At 67.1% G+C, this 23,871-nt stretch carries 20 protein-coding genes and 1 pseudogene; 9 read left to right on the forward strand and 12 right to left on the reverse strand.

What is annotated here, in order from left to right:
* Complete coding sequence (locus P3H15_RS05540) at window positions 1-1,494, forward strand: sodium:alanine symporter family protein (protein WP_276136321.1); 1,494 nt, start codon at window positions 1-3, stop codon at window positions 1,492-1,494.
* Window positions 1,495-1,633: 139 nt separating this feature from the next.
* On the opposite strand, the gene P3H15_RS05545 is transcribed toward P3H15_RS05540, so the two are convergent.
* The 3 genes from P3H15_RS05545 to P3H15_RS05555 form a co-directional block, all read right to left on the reverse strand.
* Window positions 1,634-2,395, reverse strand: coding sequence for a trans-aconitate 2-methyltransferase (locus tag P3H15_RS05545; protein WP_276136322.1), 762 nt, complete (start codon window positions 2,393-2,395; stop codon window positions 1,634-1,636).
* Window positions 2,396-2,456: 61 nt separating this feature from the next.
* The gene (locus tag P3H15_RS05550; RefSeq protein WP_276136323.1) at window positions 2,457-2,897 is read right to left on the reverse strand and encodes a VOC family protein; all 441 of its coding nucleotides are present in this window, start codon (window positions 2,895-2,897) and stop codon (window positions 2,457-2,459) included.
* Between the two features lie 211 nt (window positions 2,898-3,108).
* A complete protein-coding gene (locus tag P3H15_RS05555) occupies window positions 3,109-3,687 on the reverse strand; it encodes a dihydrofolate reductase family protein (RefSeq protein WP_276136324.1) in 579 nt (192 codons plus the stop codon).
* Between the two features lie 694 nt (window positions 3,688-4,381).
* Here P3H15_RS05555 and P3H15_RS05560 point away from each other — a divergent pair.
* Window positions 4,382-4,909: a hypothetical protein gene (locus P3H15_RS05560; protein WP_276136325.1), complete on the forward strand. Its 528-nt coding sequence runs from the start codon at window positions 4,382-4,384 to the stop codon at window positions 4,907-4,909.
* 41 nt (window positions 4,910-4,950) lie between these two features.
* On the opposite strand, the gene P3H15_RS05565 is transcribed toward P3H15_RS05560, so the two are convergent.
* Window positions 4,951-5,271: a hypothetical protein gene (locus tag P3H15_RS05565; protein ID WP_276136326.1), complete on the reverse strand. Its 321-nt coding sequence runs from the start codon at window positions 5,269-5,271 to the stop codon at window positions 4,951-4,953.
* The gene (locus tag P3H15_RS05570) at window positions 5,268-5,870 is read right to left on the reverse strand and encodes a dihydrofolate reductase family protein (RefSeq protein WP_276136327.1); all 603 of its coding nucleotides are present in this window, start codon (window positions 5,868-5,870) and stop codon (window positions 5,268-5,270) included. The genes P3H15_RS05565 and P3H15_RS05570 overlap by 4 nt, the downstream gene beginning before the upstream one ends.
* 200 nt (window positions 5,871-6,070) lie before the next feature.
* On the opposite strand from P3H15_RS05570, the gene P3H15_RS05575 reads away from it, so the two are divergent.
* Window positions 6,071-6,697: a class I SAM-dependent methyltransferase gene (locus P3H15_RS05575; RefSeq protein ID WP_276136328.1), complete on the forward strand. Its 627-nt coding sequence runs from the start codon at window positions 6,071-6,073 to the stop codon at window positions 6,695-6,697.
* A gap of 3 nt (window positions 6,698-6,700) precedes the next feature.
* On the opposite strand, the pseudogene P3H15_RS05580 reads toward P3H15_RS05575, so the two are convergent.
* The 4 genes and pseudogenes from P3H15_RS05580 to P3H15_RS05595 form a co-directional block, all read right to left on the reverse strand.
* Window positions 6,701-9,236: pseudogene (locus tag P3H15_RS05580) on the reverse strand (polynucleotide kinase-phosphatase).
* Window positions 9,229-10,665 carry a 3' terminal RNA ribose 2'-O-methyltransferase Hen1 gene (locus P3H15_RS05585; RefSeq protein WP_276136329.1) on the reverse strand — a complete coding sequence of 479 codons (1,437 nt, stop codon included), beginning with the start codon at window positions 10,663-10,665 and terminating at the stop codon, window positions 9,229-9,231. The pseudogene P3H15_RS05580 and the gene P3H15_RS05585 overlap by 8 nt, the downstream one beginning before the upstream one ends.
* Window positions 10,666-11,066: 401 nt before the next feature.
* Window positions 11,067-11,273 (reverse strand): hypothetical protein, encoded by a 207-nt coding sequence (locus P3H15_RS05590; protein ID WP_072941917.1) that lies wholly within the window; start codon window positions 11,271-11,273, stop codon window positions 11,067-11,069.
* Window positions 11,270-11,524, reverse strand: coding sequence for a hypothetical protein (locus tag P3H15_RS05595; protein ID WP_276136330.1), 255 nt, complete (start codon window positions 11,522-11,524; stop codon window positions 11,270-11,272). The genes P3H15_RS05590 and P3H15_RS05595 overlap by 4 nt, the downstream gene beginning before the upstream one ends.
* Before the next feature lie 271 nt (window positions 11,525-11,795).
* Here P3H15_RS05595 and P3H15_RS05600 point away from each other — a divergent pair, with 271 nt between their 5' ends.
* Window positions 11,796-11,984 carry a ChaB family protein gene (locus P3H15_RS05600; RefSeq protein WP_072941588.1) on the forward strand — a complete coding sequence of 63 codons (189 nt, stop codon included), beginning with the start codon at window positions 11,796-11,798 and terminating at the stop codon, window positions 11,982-11,984.
* A gap of 63 nt (window positions 11,985-12,047) precedes the next feature.
* Here the strand turns inward: P3H15_RS05600 and P3H15_RS05605 are convergent, their stop codons facing one another.
* Window positions 12,048-12,773 (reverse strand): GntR family transcriptional regulator, encoded by a 726-nt coding sequence (locus P3H15_RS05605; RefSeq protein ID WP_276136331.1) that lies wholly within the window; start codon window positions 12,771-12,773, stop codon window positions 12,048-12,050.
* Window positions 12,774-12,825: 52 nt separating this feature from the next.
* Here P3H15_RS05605 and P3H15_RS05610 point away from each other — a divergent pair, with 52 nt between their 5' ends.
* A complete protein-coding gene (locus P3H15_RS05610; RefSeq protein ID WP_276136332.1) occupies window positions 12,826-15,675 on the forward strand; it encodes an FAD-binding and (Fe-S)-binding domain-containing protein in 2,850 nt (949 codons plus the stop codon).
* Window positions 15,676-15,745: 70 nt separating this feature from the next.
* Here the strand turns inward: P3H15_RS05610 and P3H15_RS05615 are convergent, their stop codons facing one another.
* Entirely contained in the window at window positions 15,746-17,137 is a 1,392-nt protein-coding gene (locus P3H15_RS05615; RefSeq protein ID WP_276136333.1) for an amino acid permease, read from the reverse strand.
* Between the two features lie 272 nt (window positions 17,138-17,409).
* Here P3H15_RS05615 and P3H15_RS05620 point away from each other — a divergent pair, with 272 nt between their 5' ends.
* Window positions 17,410-18,540 carry a CdaR family transcriptional regulator gene (locus P3H15_RS05620; protein WP_276136334.1) on the forward strand — a complete coding sequence of 377 codons (1,131 nt, stop codon included), beginning with the start codon at window positions 17,410-17,412 and terminating at the stop codon, window positions 18,538-18,540.
* Between the two features lie 19 nt (window positions 18,541-18,559).
* Here the strand turns inward: P3H15_RS05620 and P3H15_RS05625 are convergent, their stop codons facing one another.
* Window positions 18,560-19,477 (reverse strand): LysR family transcriptional regulator, encoded by a 918-nt coding sequence (locus tag P3H15_RS05625; RefSeq protein WP_276136335.1) that lies wholly within the window; start codon window positions 19,475-19,477, stop codon window positions 18,560-18,562.
* Between the two features lie 171 nt (window positions 19,478-19,648).
* On the opposite strand from P3H15_RS05625, the gene P3H15_RS05630 reads away from it, so the two are divergent.
* Genes P3H15_RS05630 through P3H15_RS05640 form a run of 3 tightly spaced genes read left to right on the forward strand, consistent with a single transcriptional unit; the run spans window position 19,649 to window position 23,850 of the window.
* A complete protein-coding gene (locus P3H15_RS05630; protein WP_276136427.1) occupies window positions 19,649-21,112 on the forward strand; it encodes a VOC family protein in 1,464 nt (487 codons plus the stop codon).
* Window positions 21,113-22,669 carry an aldehyde dehydrogenase family protein gene (locus P3H15_RS05635; protein ID WP_276136336.1) on the forward strand — a complete coding sequence of 519 codons (1,557 nt, stop codon included), beginning with the start codon at window positions 21,113-21,115 and terminating at the stop codon, window positions 22,667-22,669.
* 32 nt (window positions 22,670-22,701) lie between these two features.
* A complete protein-coding gene (locus P3H15_RS05640) occupies window positions 22,702-23,850 on the forward strand; it encodes a Glu/Leu/Phe/Val dehydrogenase (RefSeq protein WP_276136337.1) in 1,149 nt (382 codons plus the stop codon).
* Window positions 23,851-23,871 lie beyond the last annotated feature (21 nt).

The following is a 23,871-nucleotide window of genomic DNA, read 5'->3' on the forward strand; positions in this document are numbered from 1 at the left end:
GTGCCGGACATCGACTGGGCCGAGTTACTCACGACTCTGGCAGATGGAATCTGGGGTCCGATGGCCTATGTCGTCCTGGGCCTGGGGCTGGCATACACCATCGCCATGAAAGGCATTCAGTTCCGGCGCATTCCCGACATGATTCGCCAGCTGAGGGAGCATAGCGAGGGGGAGGGAGGCCTGTCCTCCTTCCAAGCGCTCGTCCTCGCTCTCGGGAGCCGCGTCGGTGTCGGAAGCATCGCGGGCGTCGCAACCGCGGTCGGCGGTGGTGGACCGGGCGCTCTGCTGTGGATGGCCGTGACCGGACTCGTCGGCTGTACCGTCGGATACGCCGAGGCCACCCTGGCGCAGGTGTTCAAACGTCAGGTGGAGGACGAGGACCGGAAGAAGGCCGGCGAGGACATCGGCGGCATGCCGTACTACATCAAGTACGGCCTGAAGCTTCCGAAGGTCGCGGCGCTCATCGCGTTTCTCGGGCTGGTCGGCTACGGCTTCATGTTCCCCGGGTTTCAGGTCAGCACCATTGCTTCCAGTGCTCAGCTGGCGTTCGGCTTGCCGAGCTGGGTGCCTGCAGTCTTCGTCACCGCGCTGATCGCTTTGGTGATCTTCGGCGGCACGACGCGGATCGTCAAAGTCACGCAGACCCTCGTCCCGACTCTTGCAATCGGATACCTCGTTCTGGCACTGGCCGTGATCTTCGCGAACCTCGAAAGCGTCCCCGACGCAATCAAGCTCATCGTGAACTCGGCATTCGGTCTCGATCCCGTGCTGGGCGGTATCGCGGGCGCCGCAGTCGCGTGGGGTGTTCGCCGGGCAGTCTTCGCGTCGGCGAACGGCATCGGTGAGGCCACCTTCGCGGCCGCGGCGGCGCGGACCTCGCATCCCGGAAAGCAGGGCCTCGTCCAGACGTTCAGCATCTACATCGACGTCCTGCTGATCTGCATGGCAACGGGTTTGATGATGGTGGTGTCCGGCCAGTACAACGTCTCGGACGGCGCCGGCGGACATCTCGTCGAGAATCTGCCCGGCGTCGAGGCAGGCCCGAACTGGGTCCAGAAGTCCATCGACACACTGGCGCCGGGATGGGGTGCGGGCTTCATCGCCGTAGCCGTGTTCCTGTTCGGCTTCACCTGTCTGCTGCTGTACTACTACGTGGCGAACTCCAATCTCCTGTTCCTGCTGAACGGGCGAAAGGGGCCGGTGCCCAGGCTGATTCTCAAGGTCGGCACACTCGCGATCGTCTTCGTGGGCTCCGTGGTGAACGCCGGAATCGTCTGGGCCATCGGCGATATCGGGCTGGGGATGATCGCCTGGATCAACCTCGCCTGCCTGGTACTGCTCTTCCCGCTGGTCTACAGGGTCTACCGCGACTTCGAGCAGCAGAAGAAGCAAGGACTCGACCCGGCCTTCGACCCGAAGTCGCTCGGCATCGAAGGAGCCGACTTCTGGGAGGAAAGCAGCGCCACGACCGTCACGGCGGATCGCACAGACTGAGCTATTCCTTCGAGGACCGTGCACCGCGTCGCATCAACGCAGTGCACGGTCCTCGAAGGCACCGCCGCACGCGTGGACCGAAACACACTCGACGACTACTCACGCACCACACACATCGTGCACAACCACGGACGCCGACCTACCACCGATCCGCGCAAGGAATCGTCGCGGGGGTCAGCGCGACGAGCCACGTCATGTAGTGCTCGACCACGGTGCCTCCGAGTTCCCGGACAGCGGCGGCAGCGAGGTCGGCCTCCTCTGCGGTCCAGTCGCTGAACGTCGAGAACAGCCGGAACACTTGCCGGTCGTTCAGCTCGATGGTCCACCGGAACGTGCGGACCACGTCGACGGTGAACAGTCCCGACCGAGTCAACTCTGCGGTGAGCGCTGAAACATCCTCCGGATCGGGTCTGGGGCGTGGTGGTGCGCCGCGGTCCTGCACGATCCGTGCGACACACTCCCGGAACGGGGTCCTGGCATCGGGGTCTCCGAAGACGTTCCGCCACACCAGGAACCTTCCATCGTGGGTCAGCGCGCGGTGGACCTTCGGAAGAAGGATATCGAGATCGATCCAGTGAATCGATGTGGCCGCGACTGCGATATCGAAGGCACGCTCGGGAACCTCGGCGTCCTCGACGCGCTCGACGATGACGGCCGCGTCGGGATGCGCCCGTCGGAGGCGTGCGGCGAGCTGACGGCCGGGCTCCACCGCGGTGACGCTCAGGCCCGCGGCGAGAAGGGGACCGGTCGCCTGCCCGGTTCCCGCTCCGATGTCCAGGGCGCGGCGGCCGGGCTCGAGAACGCCGAGACCGCGAAGACTGTCCCACAGCGCCGGCGGATACGGCGGCCGCGCCTCACCGTAGATGTCGGCGTGCGCCTCGAAATGCATCGGATCGACCACGCACGAAAGTCTAGATTCCTGTGCAGACCGGCACGGTCGTCGATCCGGCGGCAAGGGGCCGTCAGCTGAGCTCCTCGGCCAACGCGACGATGATCCCCGCGGGGCCGCGGACGTAGCAGAGCCGGAAGCTGTCCTCGTACTGCGCCACCTCACCCACGAGTTCCGCGCCATGGGCTCGGAGGCCGGCGACAGTGGCGTCGACGTCGTCGACGGCGAACATGATGCTCCGGAGACCCAGCGTGTTCCCCAGTGCGTTCTTCGGCTCGGCGCTGATCGCCGTCGGGTTGTGGAACTTCGTCAGCTCGAGCCGGCCGTGACCGTCCGGCGTCCGCATCATCGTGATGTCGACTCGGACGCCGTCGAGCGCGTTGATGCGGTCCACCCAGGGTCCCTCGATCTGCGCAGCGCCCTCCCGCTCCATACCGAGTTCGACGAAGAACGCAATAGCAGCCTCGAGGTCGTCGACGACGACGCTCACGTGGTCCATCCGCTGAATCGCCATGTGGTTCTCCTCCTTGGTCGCGCGGCCTGTCGTGGCCGCTGGTGTATCTGGGACGGAGCCGGCGCCGCATTCTCGACATCCGTGTACAGAGTCCTGATTGGTGCGCTGTTTCAGGGCCGGTACTGCCAGTTCCGTTTTCCGTCGGTCATCCGGTGCGCCGATCCGTCGACGACGGACCGGAAATTCTACTCGCACATCGGGAATTGGTAGGTCAATGGAGGGTGGGTCGGTAGATGAGCTCCTGGATGTGACCATCGAGCGTCCGGCTCTCCAACAGCTCCAGGTCGAAGTCGGCCGCGCCCTGGAAGATCGGATCATCACCGGTCTGACCGGTAATCACCGGGAAGAGCGTCACCTGTAGGCGGTCGACGAGGCCGGCGGCCAACAGCGCCCGGTTCATCGACAGGCTGCCGTGGGAACGCAGCGGCACGTCGGACTCCTGCTTGAGCCGGGCGACGACGTCGATGGCGTCACCGCTCACGATGGTCGCGTCCGGCCAGTCGAGAGGTCCTTTCAACGTCGTCGACACCACCGTTGCAGGCAGACTCCTCATCCGCGTGACCCATGGGTCACGCACTTCGGACTCCTCGGTGCTCGATGCCAGCATTTGCGCAAACGCCCGATACGTGTTGGCCCCGAATACCATCCGCTGATCCGATTCGTACAAGGAAAGGCGATGGTCGAGCAACTCGGGGCCCTGCTTGCCCCAGTAGCCTCCCCAGTCGCCCCCGCTGACGCCGCCGTAGCCGTCCAGGCTGGAAAAGACGTCGAAGGTGTAGGTCGCGGTCATGTCGTTCTCCTCGAGTCACGTTTTGATCGATGTAGGTACAGACTGGGAACCACTGCGAAACTCATCGTCGTCGACCGGACGCAGCGTTGCGCGGGGTTTCGTGACGTGGCTCGCGGGTCGACAGCCGGGGGTCGCGCTGCAGCGGGCGGAACAGATCCCTCTGTCAGAGGGGCGAACTACTCTTCCCGTCGCGACGAGCAACAGGTCGCCACTCACTGCCCAGACCGGTGATCTGATCACGGGCCTGATCTGCGGAGTTCCGCGGATTGGCAGGCATGCGGCGACTTGGTTCTCTGTGCAGAGCGGGCGACTCCAATCATGTTGAGGCTGCTTCGTCGCCGCGATCTTGACATCGCCGCTGAGTTCGACACAGCGAGACCTCCGCCGCCTGAACCCGACAGACCAGCAGGGCCCGGTCCGTGATCAAGTGCGACGACCATCGCAAACCGCCAGGGCCAGTGCTCGGTATATCCGCCTGATCGCTGCCCGCGCCGCTGTATGCCCGAAGCCGCTGCTCAGGCGACGACACTGGAACGGGACGTGGCGTTCCTCGTCGAGGACTCGGTGAGACACCTGCTCGAGCCGAAAAGCGTAGAGCGGAACACGAGCGCCGCCACATACACCGCGATCCCGGCCGCCGCTGCGCGGACACAGATACCCACTGCGCTGCCTACACCTGTGCTTCAATCTCGTCATGCGCAAGTCACTGCTGATAGTCGCGTTGATCGCGTCCTGGTCGGTTGCCGGGGCTGTGCCCGCGGGGGCTGCGCCGACGCAGCCGTCCTGGTCGGGGGAGTACTCGTTGAAGCGCTTCGCCGCGACGAAGACCGGAACGAGTTTGGCCGCGCGGCAGTGGGAGCCCGACTTCTCCGATACGTACCGATTCGAGACGAGTTGCACGGACGACTCCTGCGTAGCGACCGTGACCGATGGGCCCACGCCGGCCAATCCGACACTGCCGCTACCGCCGCGATACACCTGGGACGGGACCAGCTGGGTTCACACCTACGACTGGGAGTGGGACTGCTACCAGGGCGAGGGCGTGCCGAAGGTGTGGGCACCGGCGCACTCGGTTGCGTACTACACACCCCAGCCAGACGGGACGTTGACCGGTTCCTGGCGTACCGATATCGACAGCGGCCCGTGCGAGGGCTCGGTGATCATGGATGTCGCCGCCTATCCCGTCCAGCCGCCGCCCGGACCATTCGGTAGCAGTTCGTAGGACGCGGGTGCAATGCGGCCACAAACCGGTTGAGCCCTTGCCTAGCAGCCGACCTGTGAGCATGCCCAGCTTCTGGCGATCTTCCATGCGAGCCGTGGATCGGCGTCATCGACGCCCTGAATCAGATTCACCCGGTCGGACAACGGGACGTCGTAGTCGAGGGCAGTGTTGTACAGAGCGGTCAGCTCGTCCGCCGTCGGGAGCGTTCCCGGAATGTCGGGTGTGGTCGGCACGGAAGACGTTGCTTCCATTCCCACCGAGGGGGGTGCTGACTCGCCGTCGTCCGAACTGCACGCAGCCATCACCCCTGACGCGGCGACGACGATTCCGCAGGCCAATATCGAGTTGAACCGAAGCGTCATCGACGGGTCCTTCGCGGCGAGGAACGCAAATGTTGCCCGTAGGATTCGACGCGGGCGCACCGGTAGCGCTCATAGATCACGCGCGAGCCGAACGTCCTGGTCTCGACGAGGTCCAGCGGAACGTTCTCGGTGACCGGCGGCAGGAACGGTGTGCCGCCACCGACCACGATCGGATTGCGGAACATGCGCAGCTCGTCGACGAGGCCGAGTTCGATTGCTGCCGCGGCCAGACCGGCGCCCCCGATCGCGACGTTCTTGTCGGTCGCGTCGCGCGCCGCGGCGGCCTCCTCGGCCACCGACGCCTCGGCGAGGCGGGCGTTGCCGAGGACGCTGTCGAGCGTGCGGCTGAAGACGACCTTGGGGAGAGTACACCAGACATCGGCGAACGAGGCGTGAAGCTCGTTGTCGCGCATCGACGGATCCGTGTCCCACGGCAGCATGGTCTCGTAAAGCCTGCGGCCGCACAGATAGCCGCCGAGCTCGCGTATCTGCGCGACGTGGAAACGAAACTGCTCCTCGTCGGGCACCGTCCACCCGAACGCGCCCTTGCGGTCGGTGATGAAGCCGTCCACCGAGACACTCATAGAGTAGATCAGCATGGCAATGTCACCGTTGAGCTGGACATCCGGCTCTCCATCCTTCTGCACGCTGCTCTGCCACAGACTGTGACCGATCAGAGGACGACAGCGCATCGTCGTGGGCGGTCCAGGCGATCGTACGGCGATTGTCGACGCCAGGTGCCGACTCGCCCCGAGGAAGGTTCGGCGCATGCGGTACCCGATCGACGATCATTGACGGCATGGCGAACACGAGAACCCAACGAGGCGGCATCGTCGGACAGTCCTACTCGGCCAGATCCCAGGAGTACACGGACCTCTTCGGCTCCATGACTTCTACACACCCGTCCGATCGGGCCCTGGTGAGCAGCTGGGCCGTCGCCCTGACGGGTCCCGTGCTCGACGCCGGGTGCGGTCCGGGGCAGTGGACCGACTTCTTGGCCAGGTGCGGAGCCGCTGTGAGCGGGATCGACCTCGTGCCCGAGTTCGTGGAACGGGCTCGCACGCACTATCCGAGCCTCTCCTTCGACGTCGGCAGCTTCGAGACGTTGGACGTCGCGACAGAATCACTGGGTGGTGTGTTGTCCTGGTATTCGCTCATTCATCACGGTCCACAGGACATCGAGATTCCGCTCGCCGAGTTCGCGCGCGTGATCCGACCGGGCGGAGGGCTGCTGGTCGGCTTCTTCGAAGGAGCAACCGTGGAGACTTTCGACCACGCCGTGACCACTGCCTGTCGTTGGCCGGTTGCCGAACTCGGCCGGCAGTTGGTCCAGGCCGGCTTCGAGGTGATCGAGACGCATACCCGAACGGGGAGCGGCTACAGGCCTCACGGCGCAATCACCGCACGCCGGCAGAACACCCGGTGACGGCTACAGCCGTGGGTCCACCGGCTCGGACTCGAGCGCCAGAACCGCGAACACCGTTTCGTGCACTCGCCACAGTGGGTCACCTTCGGTGAATCTCGTCAGCGCCTCGAGGCCGAGCGCATGTTCGCGCAGGGCCATCGATCGTTTGCGACCGAGTGAGCGGTCGCGGAGAACGTCGAGGTTCTCGGTGTAATCGGGGCCGTAGATGATTCGCAGGTATTCCCGTCCCCGCACCTTGATGCCAGGCTGAATCCTTCTCTGCGCCAGTTCTGTGGGTGTGGCGCCGAGCGGCTTGACCACCATGCCCTCGCCGCCGGCATCGGTCAGTTGCGACCACCATGTGGTCGCCGCATCCCGGGACTCGTCGGAGGTGAGATCGACGAACTGGTGCCTGGTCTCGGCGACGAGGGGATCGTCGAGTGTCGCCAGCTTCGCGAGGTGCCATGAGTGCGGTTCGGTGACCGCGGTTGCGCGGCCGTCACAGGCGAGGATGTGGAACGGTGCGAGCCGCACCCCGTCCAGGCCGGTCACCGGCCAGCAGTACCGCGCGTACGCGTCCCTGAACCGTCGGGCGTTGGCCGCGCGGGTCCGGGTGTGGGTCAACAGGTCTGCGACGTCCAACCCCCGCGCCGCGGCCCGTTCCAGTGCGGTGACCGCGTCCGGCAGCGCCGCACCCGCCGCGGCACCAACCGATGCGTATTGGCTGCGGATCAGTTCTCCTGCCTTCGCCGACCACGGCAGCAGTTCGCAGTCGAGCGCCAGCCACGACGACCCGAGGTCGTCCATCAGCGGCCTGCACGCGGTGCGGAGCCGGGCCACCAGTTCGCTCATCGTGGCCGGGTCGTCGAAGAACGGCCGGCCGGTGCGGGTGTAGACGATCCCCGAACTTCCGTCGGTGACACCGAACCGCTCCGCCGCGGTTGCGGCATCGCGGGCCAGCACGGCGATCGCCCGGGAACCCATGTGCTTTTCCTCGCACACGATCTCGGTGATCCCATTCGCCGCGAACTCGGCGAAGGCCTGCGCAGGGTGTTCCAGGTAGCCGTCGAGGTTCGAGGTGGCCGGTGGAGCCATGGTCGGCGGCAGATACACCAGCCAGCGCGGGTCGACGGCGAACCGGCTCATGATCTCGAGCGCGGCGGCGGAGTTCTCCTCGCGCACCTTGATACGTCCCTTGTTGTACCGGACGTCGATGTGCCGTGTCCGTGCACGTCGTCGATGGACAACAGGGCCGGATCGCGCTGTGTCCGACGCCCGGGTGTGGCCGGCCCCGTGTCGAGTGGTCGCGCCGGTTCGAACCACACCTGCTCCGCCGGAACGGACACGATGTCCTTCTCTGGGTAGCGCAGGGCGGTCAGTCTGCCGCCGAAGACGACTCCGGTGTCGAGGCAGATGGTGTTGTTGATCCACTCGGTCTCGGGAACGGGGGTGTGGCCGTAGACGACGACGGCCTGTCCGCGGTACTCGTGGGCCCACGGGACCGCACCGGCAGTCCGTACTCGTCGGTCTCGCCGGTGGTGTCGCCGTACAGGGCGAACGAACGCACCCGCGCCGACGCACGGCCGTGGTAGGCCTCCTTCAGCCCGGCGTGCGCGACCACCAGATTGCCGCCGTCGAGTTCGTAGTGGCTGATCAGGCCGTCGATGAAGGCGTGCGCCGACGTACGGAAGCCGTCGGGTTCCGCGGCGAGCTGATCGAGCGACTCCTGCAGACCGTGCGAGGCGGCGACTTTCCGGCCGTGCAGCGCCCGGGCGAGCTTCTGTTCGTGATTGCCCGAGACGCACAGCGCCGTTCCGGCCGCCACCATACCCATCACCAGGCGCAGCACTCCCGGGGTGTCCGGTCCGCGATCGACCAGGTCGCCGACGAACACGGCGGTCCGCGCCTCGGGGTGGTGGGCGCCGGCGCCATCGGGCTGGAGCCGCCAGCCGAGTTCGCGCAGCAGCGTTTCCAGTTCGCTTCGGCAGCCGTGCACGTCGCCGATGATGTCGAACGGTCCGGTCAGATCCCGCTTGTCGGTCCAGGCCTTCTCGCTCGACACCGTCGCCGAGTCGATGGCGTCGACTCCGGTGAGCACGTGCACTCGCCGGAAACCTTCGCGGCCGATCCTCGGCAGTGACCGCCGAAGGTCCTTGTGCTGCCGTCGGATTACGTGTGCACCGAAGTCGCGGTCCGGTCGGGTCGCGTTGCGCGCGATCGCGACGTCGTCGGGAACGTCGATCACGATCGCGTCGACCAGGACGTCGTGGGACTTGGCCAGATCGATCAATGCCTTGCGTGCTTCGCGCTGCACATTGGTGGCATCGACGACCGTGAGCAGACCACGCCGCAGCCGGGTCCCGGCGATGTAGAGCAGCACGTCGAAGGCGTCCGAGGTTGCGGCCTGGTCGTTTTCGTCGTCGGCGACCAGCCCCCGGCAGAAGTCGGACGACAGCACCTGGGTCGGGGCGAAATGCCGTGCAGCGAAGCTGGACTTGCCGCTGCCGGACACACCCACGAGAACCACCAGCGACAGTGCCGGCACAGAGACGTCAGGCATCGGAACCACCCGCCCGCGCGAAAACCGCCATCTGAGTCGGCGGACCGACCTCGGGGTCGTCCTCGCCGACCGGTCGGAAGTCGGCGGTGTATCCGTGGACCCGGCAGACGTTGCCTGCCCACGAATGGAATTCGGCCCTGGACCACTCGAAGCGGTGGTCGCGGTGACGCATTCCCTCGAGTTCGGGGTAGCGCACGTTGTACTCGGAGTTGGGTGTCGTCACGATCACGTGCCCGGGCCGCGCGGTACCGAAGATCACCTGCTCGAGTGCGGTGAGCCGCGGCGGGTCGATGTGCTCGACGACCTCCATCAACACGGCCGCGTCGTAGCCGGCGAACCTGCTGTCGGTGTAGGTGAGGGCCGCCTGGAACAGTTGCAGACGCTCGCGGCGGCGCTCCGGCATCCGATCGAGCCGCAGCCGGCGTGCCGCGATCGTCAGCGCCCGGGTCGACACGTCCGCGGCGGCGATCTCGGTGAAGCGGGGATCGTCGAGCAGCGCGGAAACGAGTTGGCCGGAACCGCATCCGAGGTCGATGACGGTGCGGACATCGAGTTCGCCGAGCGCTCCGAGGACCGCCTCGCGCCGAAGCAGGTTCAGCGGAGGGGCGGCCGCCGTGTCCGCCTCGCACCCGATGCCCGCCGCGTCGCTGCCGGGCTCCTCGTCGACCGGTGGTTCCAGCCGCTCCGCCACGTCGTCGCCGAGTTCGGCGAGCCGCTCGAACGCCGAGCGCGTCAGGGCGGACTGATGCCGCAGGTAGCGGCGGGTGATGAGGTTTGCCTCCGGGTGTTCCGCGAGCCAGGATCCACCGGCCCGGATCAGCTTGTCGACCTCGTCGGAGGCGACCCAATAGTGCTTGGCGTCGTCGAGCACCGGAAGCAGTACATACAGGTGATTCAGGGCGTCGGCGAGCCGGATGTCGCCGCGCACAGTGAGCCGCACATAGCGGGAATCGCCCCATTCCGGAAACGCTTCGTCGAGTGGCACCGGGCGTGCCTCGACAGCCCACCCCAGCGGCGTGAAGAGGCGTTCGGCCAACTCCGGGCCACCGTGACACGGTAGTGCGGGCAGCGAAATCTCCAGGGGGATCGGCGTCGCGGCCAACTCCGGCTTGACGGTGCATCGTCCCGCGCGGGCGGTGCGGAAGACGTCCGCCAACGCCACCGACAGCAGCGACGACACAGCGTACGGCCGGTCGTTGACGTACTGGCCGAGCGCGTAGTTGGCGGACCTGCCGGACGTGCGGGCGAGTCGAATCGCATCGACATCGAGCAACAGTGCCGCCGTGCAACGATTCTCGTTCGCCTCGGGATAGAACACGCGTGCGACACCACAGGATTGGGTGAACTCCTGAACCCGATCGGGGTGCTTGTGCAGCAGGTACCCGAGATCGGTTGCCGGGCGCGCCGTCGTGGAAATCGTCAGGATCACCAGGCACAGTCTGCCGTAGGCAGGGTGCCCGCCGCACCCAGATTTCGGTCGGGCCGGCGGCCGGCACAGCGGACACATCCCGTTGGCCCTCGACGAGTTGACCGCGATCGCCACCACCTCGCCCCTGACAGTGACGGCGCCGCTCATCCCGGCCGCCGTCCTGCGGAGCCTTCACCGAGGGGAACGGGCAAGAGCTGACCCGTGAGAAGGTGGCCCGCCTCGACCGAGCGCTCGAAGTGCGGTGGGCGAACTGCCGGGCAGCAGGGGCCTCACCCTGGATCGGCGGATCTGATCACTCCGGCTGACCGACTTCGGCAAGGACAGCGTCTGCGAACGGGTCCACCGTCACTCGCGGGTTCTACCCCGGTCACGGCAGGGCCTACTCCGACGAAGACCATCCGTCACATGCTGTCGAAGATGCGTTGTTCCGGGACGCCGGCGTTCTGTGCCGAGGTGACGGCGTCGAGGAGGTCGTCGGTGAGTTGCTCGAAGGTGGCGGTGCGGACCCGTTCCGGGGGTCGGTCGCTCGGGTGTGTGGTCAGGAAGCAGTGCAGCATCGCGCACGTGTCGCGCACGTGTTCGAGTGCCCGGCGTTGGTCGTCGTTCATCGCAGGTCCGATTGGCGGTCGACGCTGGGCGTCGGCGTGTCGTGAGGTTCCCTGGGCGGGCAGGCGTGGTCGACCGCCCGCAGCAGGTCGTGGGTGAGTCGTCGGTAGGTGGAGAGCCATCGGTGGTCGACGGGTTCGTCGCGCAGATACGCAGTCAGGGTGGCGGTGTTCTCGCCGGTATCCAACCATCGGCGCAGGTCGGTGGTGCGATCCTGGACGTGCTGCAACAAAGTGTGTGGCGAAACGGGCATCGAGTCTCCTCTGGTACGGAATTCCCTTCGGCGAGAATGAATTTCACGTGGCGGCGAGCTTCCCGAGTCATTGTGGCCTATGCAGGTGTCCGATGCTGGTGTTTCCCGGTCTGTGCCGCCACGGTCGGGAGTCGGGGTGACTCGTGACTGCCGATGGCTGATCAGTCCATCGGCGTCGGAAAACTTGCCCAACTCCGGTTCCGTCGCGGTGGTACCGGGCGGACAATCGATGGGTACGAGATCAAGCCCATGACCGAGAAGGAGTGGAGCCGTGAACCGGACAGACCTCCCACAGACACTGCGGAGATCATCGAAGGAGGTGCAGGCCGCTTTCGCCACAGCGCATGAGACAGCCGTTCGGCGGTACGGCGAGGGCGAGGAGGCTCAACGTGCGGCATACGGCGAGCTCAAACAATCTTTCGAGCTCGTGACGGACCACTGGGTGCCCAAGCAGGACTGATGTCGCACCCGTGAGTACTTGTCAACCGCCGGACGTTGATAAGTACTCACGGGTGGAGGGGCCTCAGACGACGGCAGACCAGATCTCGTCGACGGATCGATCGGACGCCTCGGTGCGGAGCGCCTGTGCGACGAGCAGGCGTCCGGTGTTCTCCAGGTGCCTACGCATCGCGGCCTCTGCCTCGTCGGGATCGCCTGCGATGATCGCGTCGATGACGGGTGTGTGCTCGTCGTCGATGTCGGTGAGCGTTCTGGTCTTGTCGGCGGTGTTGGCCCCGAGCAGTCGGGTGGTCTCGCGCAATGTCTTGACGATCGCCCGGGCCCGGCTGTTGTCGGCGGCGTCGAGGATCAGGTCGTGAAGCCCGAGGTCATGGTGGGCGAACTGGTGTTCGTCGCCGACAGCGGCCGCGTCCCGCATCAGGCGTTGCCGGCGTAGTAATGCGTCCGACAGGGCGGGGTCGGATGCGGTCGCGGCCTTGCGGACGGCGGGAAGTTCCAGCGCCAATCGGACAGCGAAGATCTCGGCGATCTCCTTGGGCTGGGGGAGCAGAATGCGGAACCCCTGCCGAGCCTCGAACTTGATGAGTCCCACTTCTTCGAGGCGGAGCAGCGCGTCGCGCACGGGGGTGCGGGAGATGCCCAGGCCCTCGGCGAGTTGGTAGACCGAATACTTCACTCCCGGCTTCATGCGGCCGTCGTCGATGGCGGCCCGCACGGCGGCGATGGCCTGCTCCATCCGTCGTCCTGCGAACGGGGTGAGCGGTTCGAGTTCGAGCGCTTCGTCTGCCACCCGATCACTGTAACAACACTGGGCTATTCGTAGCATGCTAGGAGCATGTAGCATGCTACGAATGATCACCGCTGAATCACTGGCCGCTGAGCTGCGCAGTTCTGGAGTGAGCGATGTTCTCTCCGACGGCACGACCCGCGCCGCCTATTCGTCCGACGCGTCCCTGTACCGGGTGCGGCCGCTGGTCGTCGCGCGGCCGCGGCACGCCGACGAGGTCGCGGCGGCCCTCGCGGTGTGCCGCCGGGAGGGCGTGCCCCTGACTTCGCGCGGCGGTGGCACGTCCGTCGCCGGCAACGCGGTCGGGACGGGACTGATCCTCGACTTCAGCCGGCACATGAACCGGGTGCTCTCGGTCGACACGGACGCACAGACTGCGACAGTGGAGCCGGGCACGATCCAGACGGTGCTGCAGCACGCCGTGGCATCGCACGGCCTGCGATTCGGGCCCGATCCGTCGACCTCCACCCGCTGCACGATCGGCGGCATGATCGGCAACAACGCGTGCGGCTCCCGCACCCTCGGATACGGCCGGACCTCGGACAACGTGACGGGCCTCCACGTGCTCACCGGAATCGGGGAGTCGCTGCAACTGGGCGCGGCCGGCGAGATGACGGCATCCCCGACGCTGAGTGCATTGCAGCAGGTCACCCGAGGCGGCCTGGCGACCATCCGCACCGAACTCGGCCGGTTCGGTCGTCAGGTGTCCGGCTACGCCCTCGAACATCTCCTGCCGGAGAACCGGTTCGACGTGACCCGCATGCTGGTCGGTACCGAGGGCACGCTCACGGTGGCGACCCGGGCCACGGTTCGGCTGGTGTCCGAGCCCGCCCACCGCGTTCTGGTCGTCCTGGGATACGCCGACATCGCGTCGGCGGGGGACGCGACCCCGTTGGTGCTGAAGTTCGATCCGACGGCCTGCGAGGGGATCGATTCCCGGATCGTCGACGTCGTCCGTGAACGCCGCGGCCCGGGTGCGGTGCCGCCACTGCCGACGGGGGCGGCCTGGTTGTTCGTGGAGGTGGTCGGCGAAGACCTCGATGAGACGATCGCCCGGGCCCAGCAGGTCGGACGCGACTGCGGAGCCATCGACAGCCTCGTCGTCACGGACGCCGCCCGCACCGCCGAGTTGTGGCGGATCCGGGCCGACGGGGCCGGGCTCGCCGGGCGCAGCCCCGCCGGACTGCCCGCGCACGCGGGGTGGGAGGACGCGGCCGTGCCACCAGCGATGCTGGGCAACTACCTCCGCGATTTCGATGCGCTGATGAACGAATACGACGTCACCGGCCTGCCGTACGGGCATTTCGGCGACGGTTGCCTGCACGTGCGCATCGACTGGCCGCTCGACGAGCCCGGCGGCAGCGGCATCTTCCGGGAGTTCCTGGTGGCGGCAAGCACACTGGTCGCCGGCTATGGCGGTTCACTGTCGGGTGAGCACGGTGACGGCCGCGCCCGCAGCGAACTCCTCCCGCTGATGTACTCACCGGACGCGATGACACTGTTCGCCGCCGTCAAGCACGTCTTCGACCCTGACAACATCCTCAACCCGGGTGTCGTCGTCGACCCCCGCCCCGTCGATGCGGATCTGCGGGTGCCGGCCGCCCCGCTCGTGCGCCGCCAACTCGCGATGGCCTATCACCACGACGACGGCGACTTCACCCAGGCCGTGCACCGCTGTACCGGCGTCGGGAAGTGCCGGGCCGACAACACCGCCACCGGCGCAGTGATGTGCCCGTCGTACCAGGCGACACGGGAGGAGAAGGACTCCACCCGCGGCCGCGCGCGCGTCCTGCAGGAAATGATCAACGGCACCGCCGTCGACGGAGGCTGGCGTTCGCCGGAGGTCCACGACGCCCTCGACCTGTGCCTGTCCTGCAAGGGATGTTCCTCGGACTGCCCGACCGGGGTCGACATGGCCGCATTCAAATCCGAAGTGCTGCACCAGAGCTACAAGGGTCGCATCCGCCCTGCCTCCCACTACTCGCTGGGGTGGCTTCCGCGCTGGGCGAAGATCGCCAGCCGTGCCCCCGGTCCGGTCAACGCCATGATGCGCGTTCCCGGCATCGGACCGCTGGCGTTGTCGTCGGCCGGAGTGGACAGGCGCCGCACCATCCCCCCGTTCGCGAAGCAGACGTTCCGATCCTGGTTCAAGGCCACCGAGAACGACCGTGCCACCACCGGCGACCCGGTAATGCTGTTCGTGGACTCGTTCACCAACTACTTCACCCCCGAGGTCGGGCACGCCACCGTGAGGGTGCTCGAGGCCGCCGGCTACCGACCGCAGTTGACCGACAAGCAGCAGTGCTGCGGACTGACCTGGATCTCGACCGGTCAACTCACCGCGGCGAAGAAGATCCTCGGACGCACCGTCGACGCACTGTCCGGCAGTGCCGCGGCCGGAATCCCGATCGTCGGAATGGAGCCGTCCTGCACCGGGGTGCTGCGTTCGGACGCCGCGGAACTGCTGGGCAGGGCGGTCGCCGACCCGGTCGCCGAGGCCACCCGCACGCTGGCGGAACTGTTGACGGACCGTGGGTGGGAACCGCCGTCTCTGGAAGGCAAATCGGTTGTCGCGCAGCCGCACTGTCATCACCATTCGGTGATGGGGTGGAGTCCGGACGCGCAGCTCCTGGAGAACGCCGGTGCACAGGTGCAGCGGTTGGGTGGATGCTGCGGCCTGGCCGGGAACTTCGGCGTCGAGAAGGGGCACTACGAGGTGTCGGTGGCCGTCGCCGAACAGCAGCTCCTCCCGGCCGTGGCCGGAGCCGATGCCGACACCACCATCCTCGCGGACGGCTACTCCTGCCGCACCCAGCTCGCTGATCTGACCGATCGTCGCGGTGACCACCTGGCGCAGCTGCTCGCCGCGCAGCTCGACGCCGATGCCGCCCGGCGACGGGACTGAACCTCGGGTGCGCGCACGACGAGGGGCGGCGGCCGGAGACGGTGTGTCTCGCCTGCCGCCGCCCCGGGTGTCAGTTCGTGACGGGTGCGGGGTGAGTGGTGACGGGTGGGTTGATGCGACGGCGAAGCCGGTAGGCGATCAACGTCGCGACGAGGGCTCCGACGCTCAGGGAGATCTGCGAGCGCGACGATTCGACGTAGAACATCGACACCAGCACGGCGAGGATGCCGCCGGCAGCGAGGATGGACAGGTACGGGAACAGCCACATCTTCAGGCGGAGCCGGGCGACTTCGTCGCGGGTCATCAGGCCGCGCAGTTTGATCTGCGACATCGCGATCATCAGGTAAACCATGAGGATGGTGGCGCCGGAGGCATTGAGCAGAAACGCGAACACGGTGTCGGGGGAGAGGTAGTCGAGGCCGATGCAGGCGAAACCGACGAGGGTCGCCAGGAGCAGCGAGTTGCGGGGGACGCCGTGGCTGTCCAGCTTTGCGATGCTCTGTGGCGCATCGCCTTTGTGCGCGAGGGTGAAGAGCATCCGCGAGGAGGTGTAGAGGCCGGAGTTCAGGCAGGAGAGTACGGCGACGAGCACCACGGCGTTCATGATGTCGGGTCCGCCGGGAATGCCCATCCGGGCGAGGGCGTCGACGAACGGCGACTGGCCGACCTTGACGTCGGTCCAGGGGACGATGACGGCGAGCAGCAGCACGGAGCCGATGTAGAAGAACCCGATGCGGGCGATCACGGAGTTGGTGGCCTTGGCGACGGCTTTCTCCGGCTCGGCGGATTCGGCGGCGGCGATGGTGGCGATTTCGGGGCCGACCATGGAGAAGACGGCGACGACGACGCCCGAGAGGATGACGGTCCAGCCGTTGGGGGTGAAGCCGCCGTGATCGGTGAGGTTGGAGAAGTCGGCGGAATGGCTCGGCCACAGGCCGAAGACGTAGGCGGCACCGAGGGCGAGGAACAGCAGGATCGCGGCGACCTTGATGCCTGCGAACCAGTATTCGAACTCGCCGAAGTTGCGGACGGAGCGGAGGTTCGTGGCGACCATCGCCAACAGGAGGACGACCGCCATCACCCAGGAGGGCAGGTCGATCCAGCGTTGCAGCAGTTTGCCGCCGATGACGGCTTCGGCGCCGACCGCGACGACCCAGAAGAACCAGTACAGCCAACCGGTGGTGAAGCCGGCCCACCCCCCGAAGGCTTTGCGTGCATATCCGGCGAACGATCCGGTCGACGGGTTGGTGGTGGCCATTTCGCCGAGCATGCGCATCACGAGGACGATGACGACACCGGTGATGGCGTAGGACACGAATGCTGCGGGGCCGGAGGTGTGCAGCAGGGCGCTCGAACCGACGAAGAGGCCGGCGCCGATGACACCTCCGATCGCGATCATGGTGAGGTGTCGTTGTTTCAGAGACTTCTGCAACGTCTCGGGTGGTTGTTCGTGAGTGGACATCACACGCTCCATAGGTCGAGTCGGACACGAGGGCGTCAGGGCGCGATCCGTTCCGCGGTGGTGGGACGCTCCGACAGAGGAAGTGCCGAGGGCGGGGCCTGGCGAGATGGCGAACTTCCGTTCGTGTGTGACCAACGTAACGGCGCAACACGTAGCATGCTAGGGACAGTTGCCAGAATTTTCGGCCCTGGCGCTCAGACACGTGTATGGCCGACGCGGAATGATCGCAGTACGTATTGCCCACGAAATGTGCTGTTCACGGAGATGATGAAGTGACTCTCGACGAAGTGGTCACCGAGGTGGCCGAACGACTGTCGGCGTCGGTGGTCCTGGTCGACCGGGCCTTTTCGCTGATCGCCTACAGCACCCAGTCACCGGGTGTCGACAGGGATCGGGTGCAGTCGATCCTCACCCGGAGTTGTGCGCCGGAAGCGCGTGCATGGTACGAGAGCTTCGGAATCGCCGACAGCACGCGCCCAGTCACCACTCCGGAGAATCGGCAGATCGAGGCGTCGTCACGGATCTGCCTCCCGGCCCGCTACGCCGGTTCGGCGTACGGATATCTGTTCGTGCTGCCCGATGAGAACAGCGCCGTGTCCGATGGTGATCTCACCGCCGCGATGTCCCTGGCCGGCCAGGCCGGCGCGCAACTCGCACACACGTCCCGGGGTCGTGACGATATGGCGGTCGCCGTCGCAGACCTCCTCGAAGGCGACCGAAAGGCTTTCGCCCGTGCGATTACTCGCATCGAAGACTCCGGGCTCTTTCCGGACGGTGGCACGTTGACCGTGCTGGCCGTCGACGGTCTCCTGCCCGCCCCCGGCACGCGCAGTCTGCTGGCGCCGATCGGATCGCTGACCGCCGTCATGGTGCCCGCGGTGGACGGCGCCGTCGACCCCGTCCGGTCCGTTGCCGAAAGCGGTGCGGGTGCCGGAGCTCTGGTCGGAGTGGGAGCTTCGTATCGGGGACTGCGTTGGGCCCGGCGGAGTTGGCAGCAGGCCAAGCTGGGTGTCCGGGTCGCCCGGCACGACGAGTCGACGGGACCGATCGCCTACTGGGAAGAACTCGGCATCTACCGGCTGGCGTCGTGCGGGCCCACCGGCGCCCTCGCCGATGCGGTCCTCACGCCGTCCGTGCGGGCCCTGCTCGACCACCGCAACGTCGACCTGCTCGCCACCGCCCAGACGTATCTCGACCGGGCGGGCGATACCGCCGCCACCGCCGCGATCCTCGGCATCCACCGTCAGACCCTGTACTACCGGCTCGCGAAGATCGAGGAGGTCACCGGCCTCGACCTGTCGGTGGGCGCGCAGCGACTCGAGTTGCACGTGGGTCTCACGCTGGGACGCTTCATCTTCGAGAACCAGGGTGTACGGGACACCTCCATCGGACAGGAGAACTGACTTCCTCGCGGAGGAGTCCTCACCGTGTCTCGGCCGTGTTCACCACGGCACGCACGATTTCGGTGACGGCGCGCACGGTGGGCCGGGTCTCCGAGCCGGCGAGGCGCAGGAGCACGATCCGCCTGCCGATCTCCTGGGTGAGGTCGACCCTGATGATCGGTACCGAGCTGTTGAGCCTGATCATCATGTCCGTGACCGGAGCCGCGCCCAGCCCCTTCGCGGCCAGCGCCAGGGAAACGGCGGTGTCGACGATTTCGTGTCGAGCGATCGGCTCGAAGCCTTCCTGCCGGCACGCGATTCGGATGGCGCGACCGAACTGTGTTTCCGCGGGCGGCAGAATCCAATTCCACTCCGCGGCCTCGCGCAGATCGATCGTGCACTCGGTGCGGATGCCGTAGGCCCCCGAGGAGACGGCGAGCCCGAATCGCTCGCTGCGCAGGGTGATCATTTCGATATCCGGAGTGCGGGGCATCGGCGAGTTGGGATAGTCCAGCCCGAAGGCGACGTCGACCTGTCCGCGTTGGACCGCCAGGGCGGCCTCGTCGACGTCGAGTTCCCGGCTGCTGAGGGTGAGGAGCGGGTACTCGCGCTGCGCGGCGGCCACGACCGGCGGCAGTAGCGCGGCGGCGGTGCTGCCGAAGGTGCCGAGCAGAAGGGGCGCGGCCACGTCGTCGTGGACTGCGCGGAGCGCGTCGAGTGCGGTCTGTTCCGCGCCCAGGATCTTCACGGCGTGTTCGGCCAGGACGACGCCGGAATCGGTGAGGACGACGTTGCGTCCCACCTTGGTGACGAGTTGCGAGCCGACGGCCTTCTCCAACGCTGCGATCTGCTGCGACACGGCGCCTGCGGTGTAGCCGAGTTCTTCGGCGACCGCGACCATCGTTCCGCGCAGGGCCAGTTCCCGGAGCGTGACAAGGTGGGCCAAACTCATATTCATATAGGGATCCTAAACGGTTTCGGCTAGTTTTCTTCGCTGGTGCTATTCGATCCGGCACGCCACGATGAACGAGCGGGAACGAAATGTCGAACCGCCGCACTGTTCGAAAACCCTCCGCACATGACGAATTCGCTCTCGCACCCGATCCCCATCGACCCTGGAGCTGCACGCATGCCGATCACCCAGCAGTGGGAACTGCGCGCCGAGTTCGCTCGCCGCCTCTCGCACCTGTACGGGAAGGAAGTTCCCGCTTACACCACGTTGCTCGAGGTGTCGCAGGCCGTCAACGACGCCGTGCTGTCGCGCCCCGGCTCCGACACCGAACGGCTGGGCTCGATCGCTCGCGTCACCGCCGAACGCCACGGAGCCATCCGCGTGGGCACCCCACAGGAGATGGCGCAGGTGGCACGCGTGTTCGCGGCCATGGGCATGCACCCGGTCGGGTTCTACGACCTGCGCGAGGCGGCTGCCAGTTCCGTCCCGGTCGTCTCGACCGCCTTCCGGCCCACGGACCCGGAGGAGCTGGCGCGCAACCCCTTCCGGGTGTTCACGTCCATGCTCGTTCCCGCGGACCGCCGCTTCTTCAGCGCAGATCTGCAGCGGCGCCTCGAGAGTTTCCTCGCCAGGCGCACGTTATTCACCACCGAACTGCTGGTCCTCGCCGACCGGGCGAGCGAGTACCGAGGGCTGAATTCCGGCGACGCCGAGATGTTCCTGACTCTCGCGACGGCGGCGTTCACGCTCTCCACCGAGGCCGTCGACCGCGCCTGGTACCGCGAACTCGAACAGGTGTCCTCGGTGGCCGCCGACATCGGCGGCGTCACCAGCACCCACATCAACCACCTGACCCCGCGTGTACTGGACATCGACGATCTCTACGCCCGCATGGAGCGTCGCAGCATCGACATGATCGACACGATCCAGGGTCCGCCGCTGTGGGCCGGCCCTGATCTGCTGCTGCGTCAGACCTCGTTCCGGGCCCTCGCCGAACCGCGGGTGTTCCGCGACGCCGACGGCAGAGTCGAGAAAGGTTCGCTGCGAGTGCGTTTCGGTGAGGTCGAAGCCCGCGGCATCGCCGCCACCGTCCGCGGCCGGAAGGTCTACGACCGGTTGGCCGTCGAGACCGATCAGGCGGTCCGGGAGGCGGCCGCCGCCGCGCCGGTGTCGGCCGAGGCGCGCAACGCGATTGCCGCGGAGCTGTGGAATCAGCAGATGCCCGCCACCGAGCGGGGATTGGCCCTGCACGACCTCGCCTACTTCACCTACACCGTGAACACCGGCAAGCAGCTCAACGGGCACGCGCCGTCCAGGTCGCTGCCCGATCTGATCGACCAGGGCTGGGTCCGCCCCGAGCCGATCGTCTACGAGGACTTCCTGCCGAAGTCCGCTGCGGGGATCTTCCAGTCCAACCTGACCTCGGACGGTCGCAAGGACACCACCCAGTCGGTCACCGCGATCGACGCCGCCTGGATGGAAGGCGTCCTGAACCGCACCCTGCACGACCCGTACGACCTCTACGACGGCATCCGCCGCGCATCCCTCGATCGCGTGGCCACCGAACTGCACATCCGCGGACCCATCGAAGTACCTGCACCCATCGCTACCCCACCCATCGCTACCCAGGGAGTCAAGTAAATGAGCACCGCCGTCGCCGCCACCATCACCCTGCCCACCACCGACGAACTGCGCACCCTTGCACACACCAGCCTGCAGCGATGTGGGGTCGACCCGGCCGTGCTCGACACCGCCGGGGTGAAGAACACCGTCACCGCCCGCACCCCGGTCACCGGGGAGAGCCTGTTCGACTACCCGGCCGCAGGCGCCGCCGACGTCGAGGCCGCGATCGACGCGGCCCACGACGCGTTCCTGCAGTGGCGCACCGTTCCCGGCCCGGTCCGCGGATTCCTGATCAAGCGCCTCGGCGAACTGCTCACCGAGCACAAGGAAGACGTGGCGAACCTGATCAGCATCGAGGTCGGCAAGATCCGCTCGGAGGCCCTCGGCGAGGTCCAGGAAATGATCGACATCTGTGACTTCGCGGTCGGTCTGTCCCGCCAGCTCGACGGCCGCACCATGCCCTCGGAGCGCCCCGGCCACCGCCTGATGGAGACCTGGCACCCGCTCGGTGTCGTCGGTGTCGTCTCCGCATTCAACTTCCCGGCCGCGGTGTGGTCCTGGAACCTCGCCCTGGCCATTGTCTGCGGTGATGCGGTGATCTGGAAGCCGGCACAGCTGACCACCCTGACGGCCGCCGCATGCTCGGCGTTGTTCGACCGCGCCGCAGCGGAATCGGGCGCACCGGCCAACCTGAACGTCCTCGTCTCGGCGAATGCCGCCGACACGCAGGCCCTGATCGACAGCCCGAGGGTGCCGCTGATCTCCGCCACCGGTTCCGAACGAATGGGGGAGCAGATCGCCCCGCGCGTCGCCGCCCGCTTCGGCCGCGCCATCCTCGAACTCGGCGGAAACAATGCCGCGATCGTCACCCCGTCCGCGGACCTCGATCTCGCCACCCGCGGCATCGTCTTCGCCGCCGCGGGCACCGCAGGTCAGCGGTGCACCTCGATGCGCCGCATCATCGTTCACCGGGACATCGCCGACGAGCTGATCGACCGGATCTCCCAGGTCTACCGGCGCCTCCCGATCGGCGACCCGTTCGCCGACGGCACCCTCGTGGGCCCGCTGATCGACGGCAAGTCCCACGCCAACATGACCGAAGCCCTCGACAAGGCCGTCGCGCAGGGCGGGCAGATTCTCGCCGGTGGTCGGCGCCGGCCGAGCAACGACAATTCGTACTACGTCGAGCCCGCAATCGTGCGGATGCCGACCCAGAGCGAGATCGTCAAGGACGAAACCTTCGCACCGATCCTCTACGTCCTGACCTACGACACGTTCGAGGAGGCGATCGCTCTGCACAATGACGTTCCGCAGGGTCTGTCGTCGTCGATCTTCACCACCGACCAGCGCGAGGCCGAGCGATTCATCGCCGCCGACGGTTCGGACTGCGGCATCGTCAACGTCAACATCGGCACGTCCGGCGCCGAGATCGGCGGCGCATTCGGCGGGGAGAAGACCACCGGCGGCGGCCGCGAATCCGGCTCCGACGCCTGGCGCGCCTACATGCGCCGCGCCACGAACACCGTCAACTACTCCCGCGAGCTGCCCCTGGCCCAGGGCGTCAACTTCGCCTGACACCCCTTCGAATCACACGAGGAGCAACGACGATGTTCGAACTGATCGACGAATGGGGCCCGGAAAAGGTCGTGTGTGTCTCCGACGCACGCACCGGCATGCGCGGCGTCCTGGTCATCGACAACACCGCCCGCGGAATGGGCAAGGGCGGCACCCGCATGTCCACCACCGTCAGTGTCGGCGAGGTCGCCCGGCTGGCCCGGAACATGACCTGGAAATGGGCCGGGGTCGACACCTTCTACGGCGGCGCCAAGGCCGGGATCTGGGCCGACCCGCACGCCGAGTCGAAGGAAGAGGTCCTGCGGGCGTTCGTGCGGGCCCTGCGCAACGAAGTCCCCGAGGAGTACGTCTTCGGGCTCGACATCGGACTGACCGAGAAGGACGCCGCGATCATGCTCGACGAGGTCGGCGGCCGCGGCGGCGCCGTCGGCACCCCACACGCGCTCGGCGGACTCCCGTACGACCAACTCGGCGTCACCGGCCACGGAGTCGCGGAGTCGGCCGACGCCGCCGCGCAGGCGATCGGTCTGTCCACCGGTTCTCTGAGCGTGTCCATCCAGGGCTTCGGAGCGGTCGGCGCGGCGAGCGCGAAACGCCTCGCCGAACTGGGCGCGACCGTCGTCGCCGTCTCGACGTCGCGGGGTGGCATCCACAACCCGGACGGCCTCGACGTCGCCACCTTGCTCGACCTGCGCGAACGATACGGTGACGGACTGGTCGACGAGTACTCCGGCGCCAAGCCGCTCGCGGCCGGTGAAGAACTCTCGGTGACGGCGGACGTCCTGATCCCGGCAGCATTGCAGGACGTCGTCGACGCCGATCTCGCCCGGACGTTGCCCGCCAGGATCGTCGTCGAAGGCGCGAACCTGCCGAGCAGTCCCGAGGCGCAGTCGGTGCTGCACGGCCGCGGGGTGACCGTCGTCCCGGACTTCATTGCCAACGCCGGCGGCGTGGTGGCCGCAGCGGTGGCCATGGACGCGCGCTACTCCGGTATCCGTCCCGAACCCGCCGCGGTGTTCGCCAACATCTCGAACAAGCTGCGCGCCAGCACCATCGACACCCTCGATGCGTCAAAGGTTCAGGGGCGTACCACCCACGAGGTGGCGCGCAGCACCGCCCAGGATCGCGTGCGTGAAGCCATGGTGTTGCGTGGACGGGCTCCGCGGAACGCAGCGTTCTAGAAGACGGTCCGGCATAACATA

This window comes from Rhodococcus sp. T2V (assembly GCF_029269925.1).
Lineage (GTDB): Bacteria > Actinomycetota > Actinomycetes > Mycobacteriales > Mycobacteriaceae > Rhodococcus_F > Rhodococcus_F koreensis.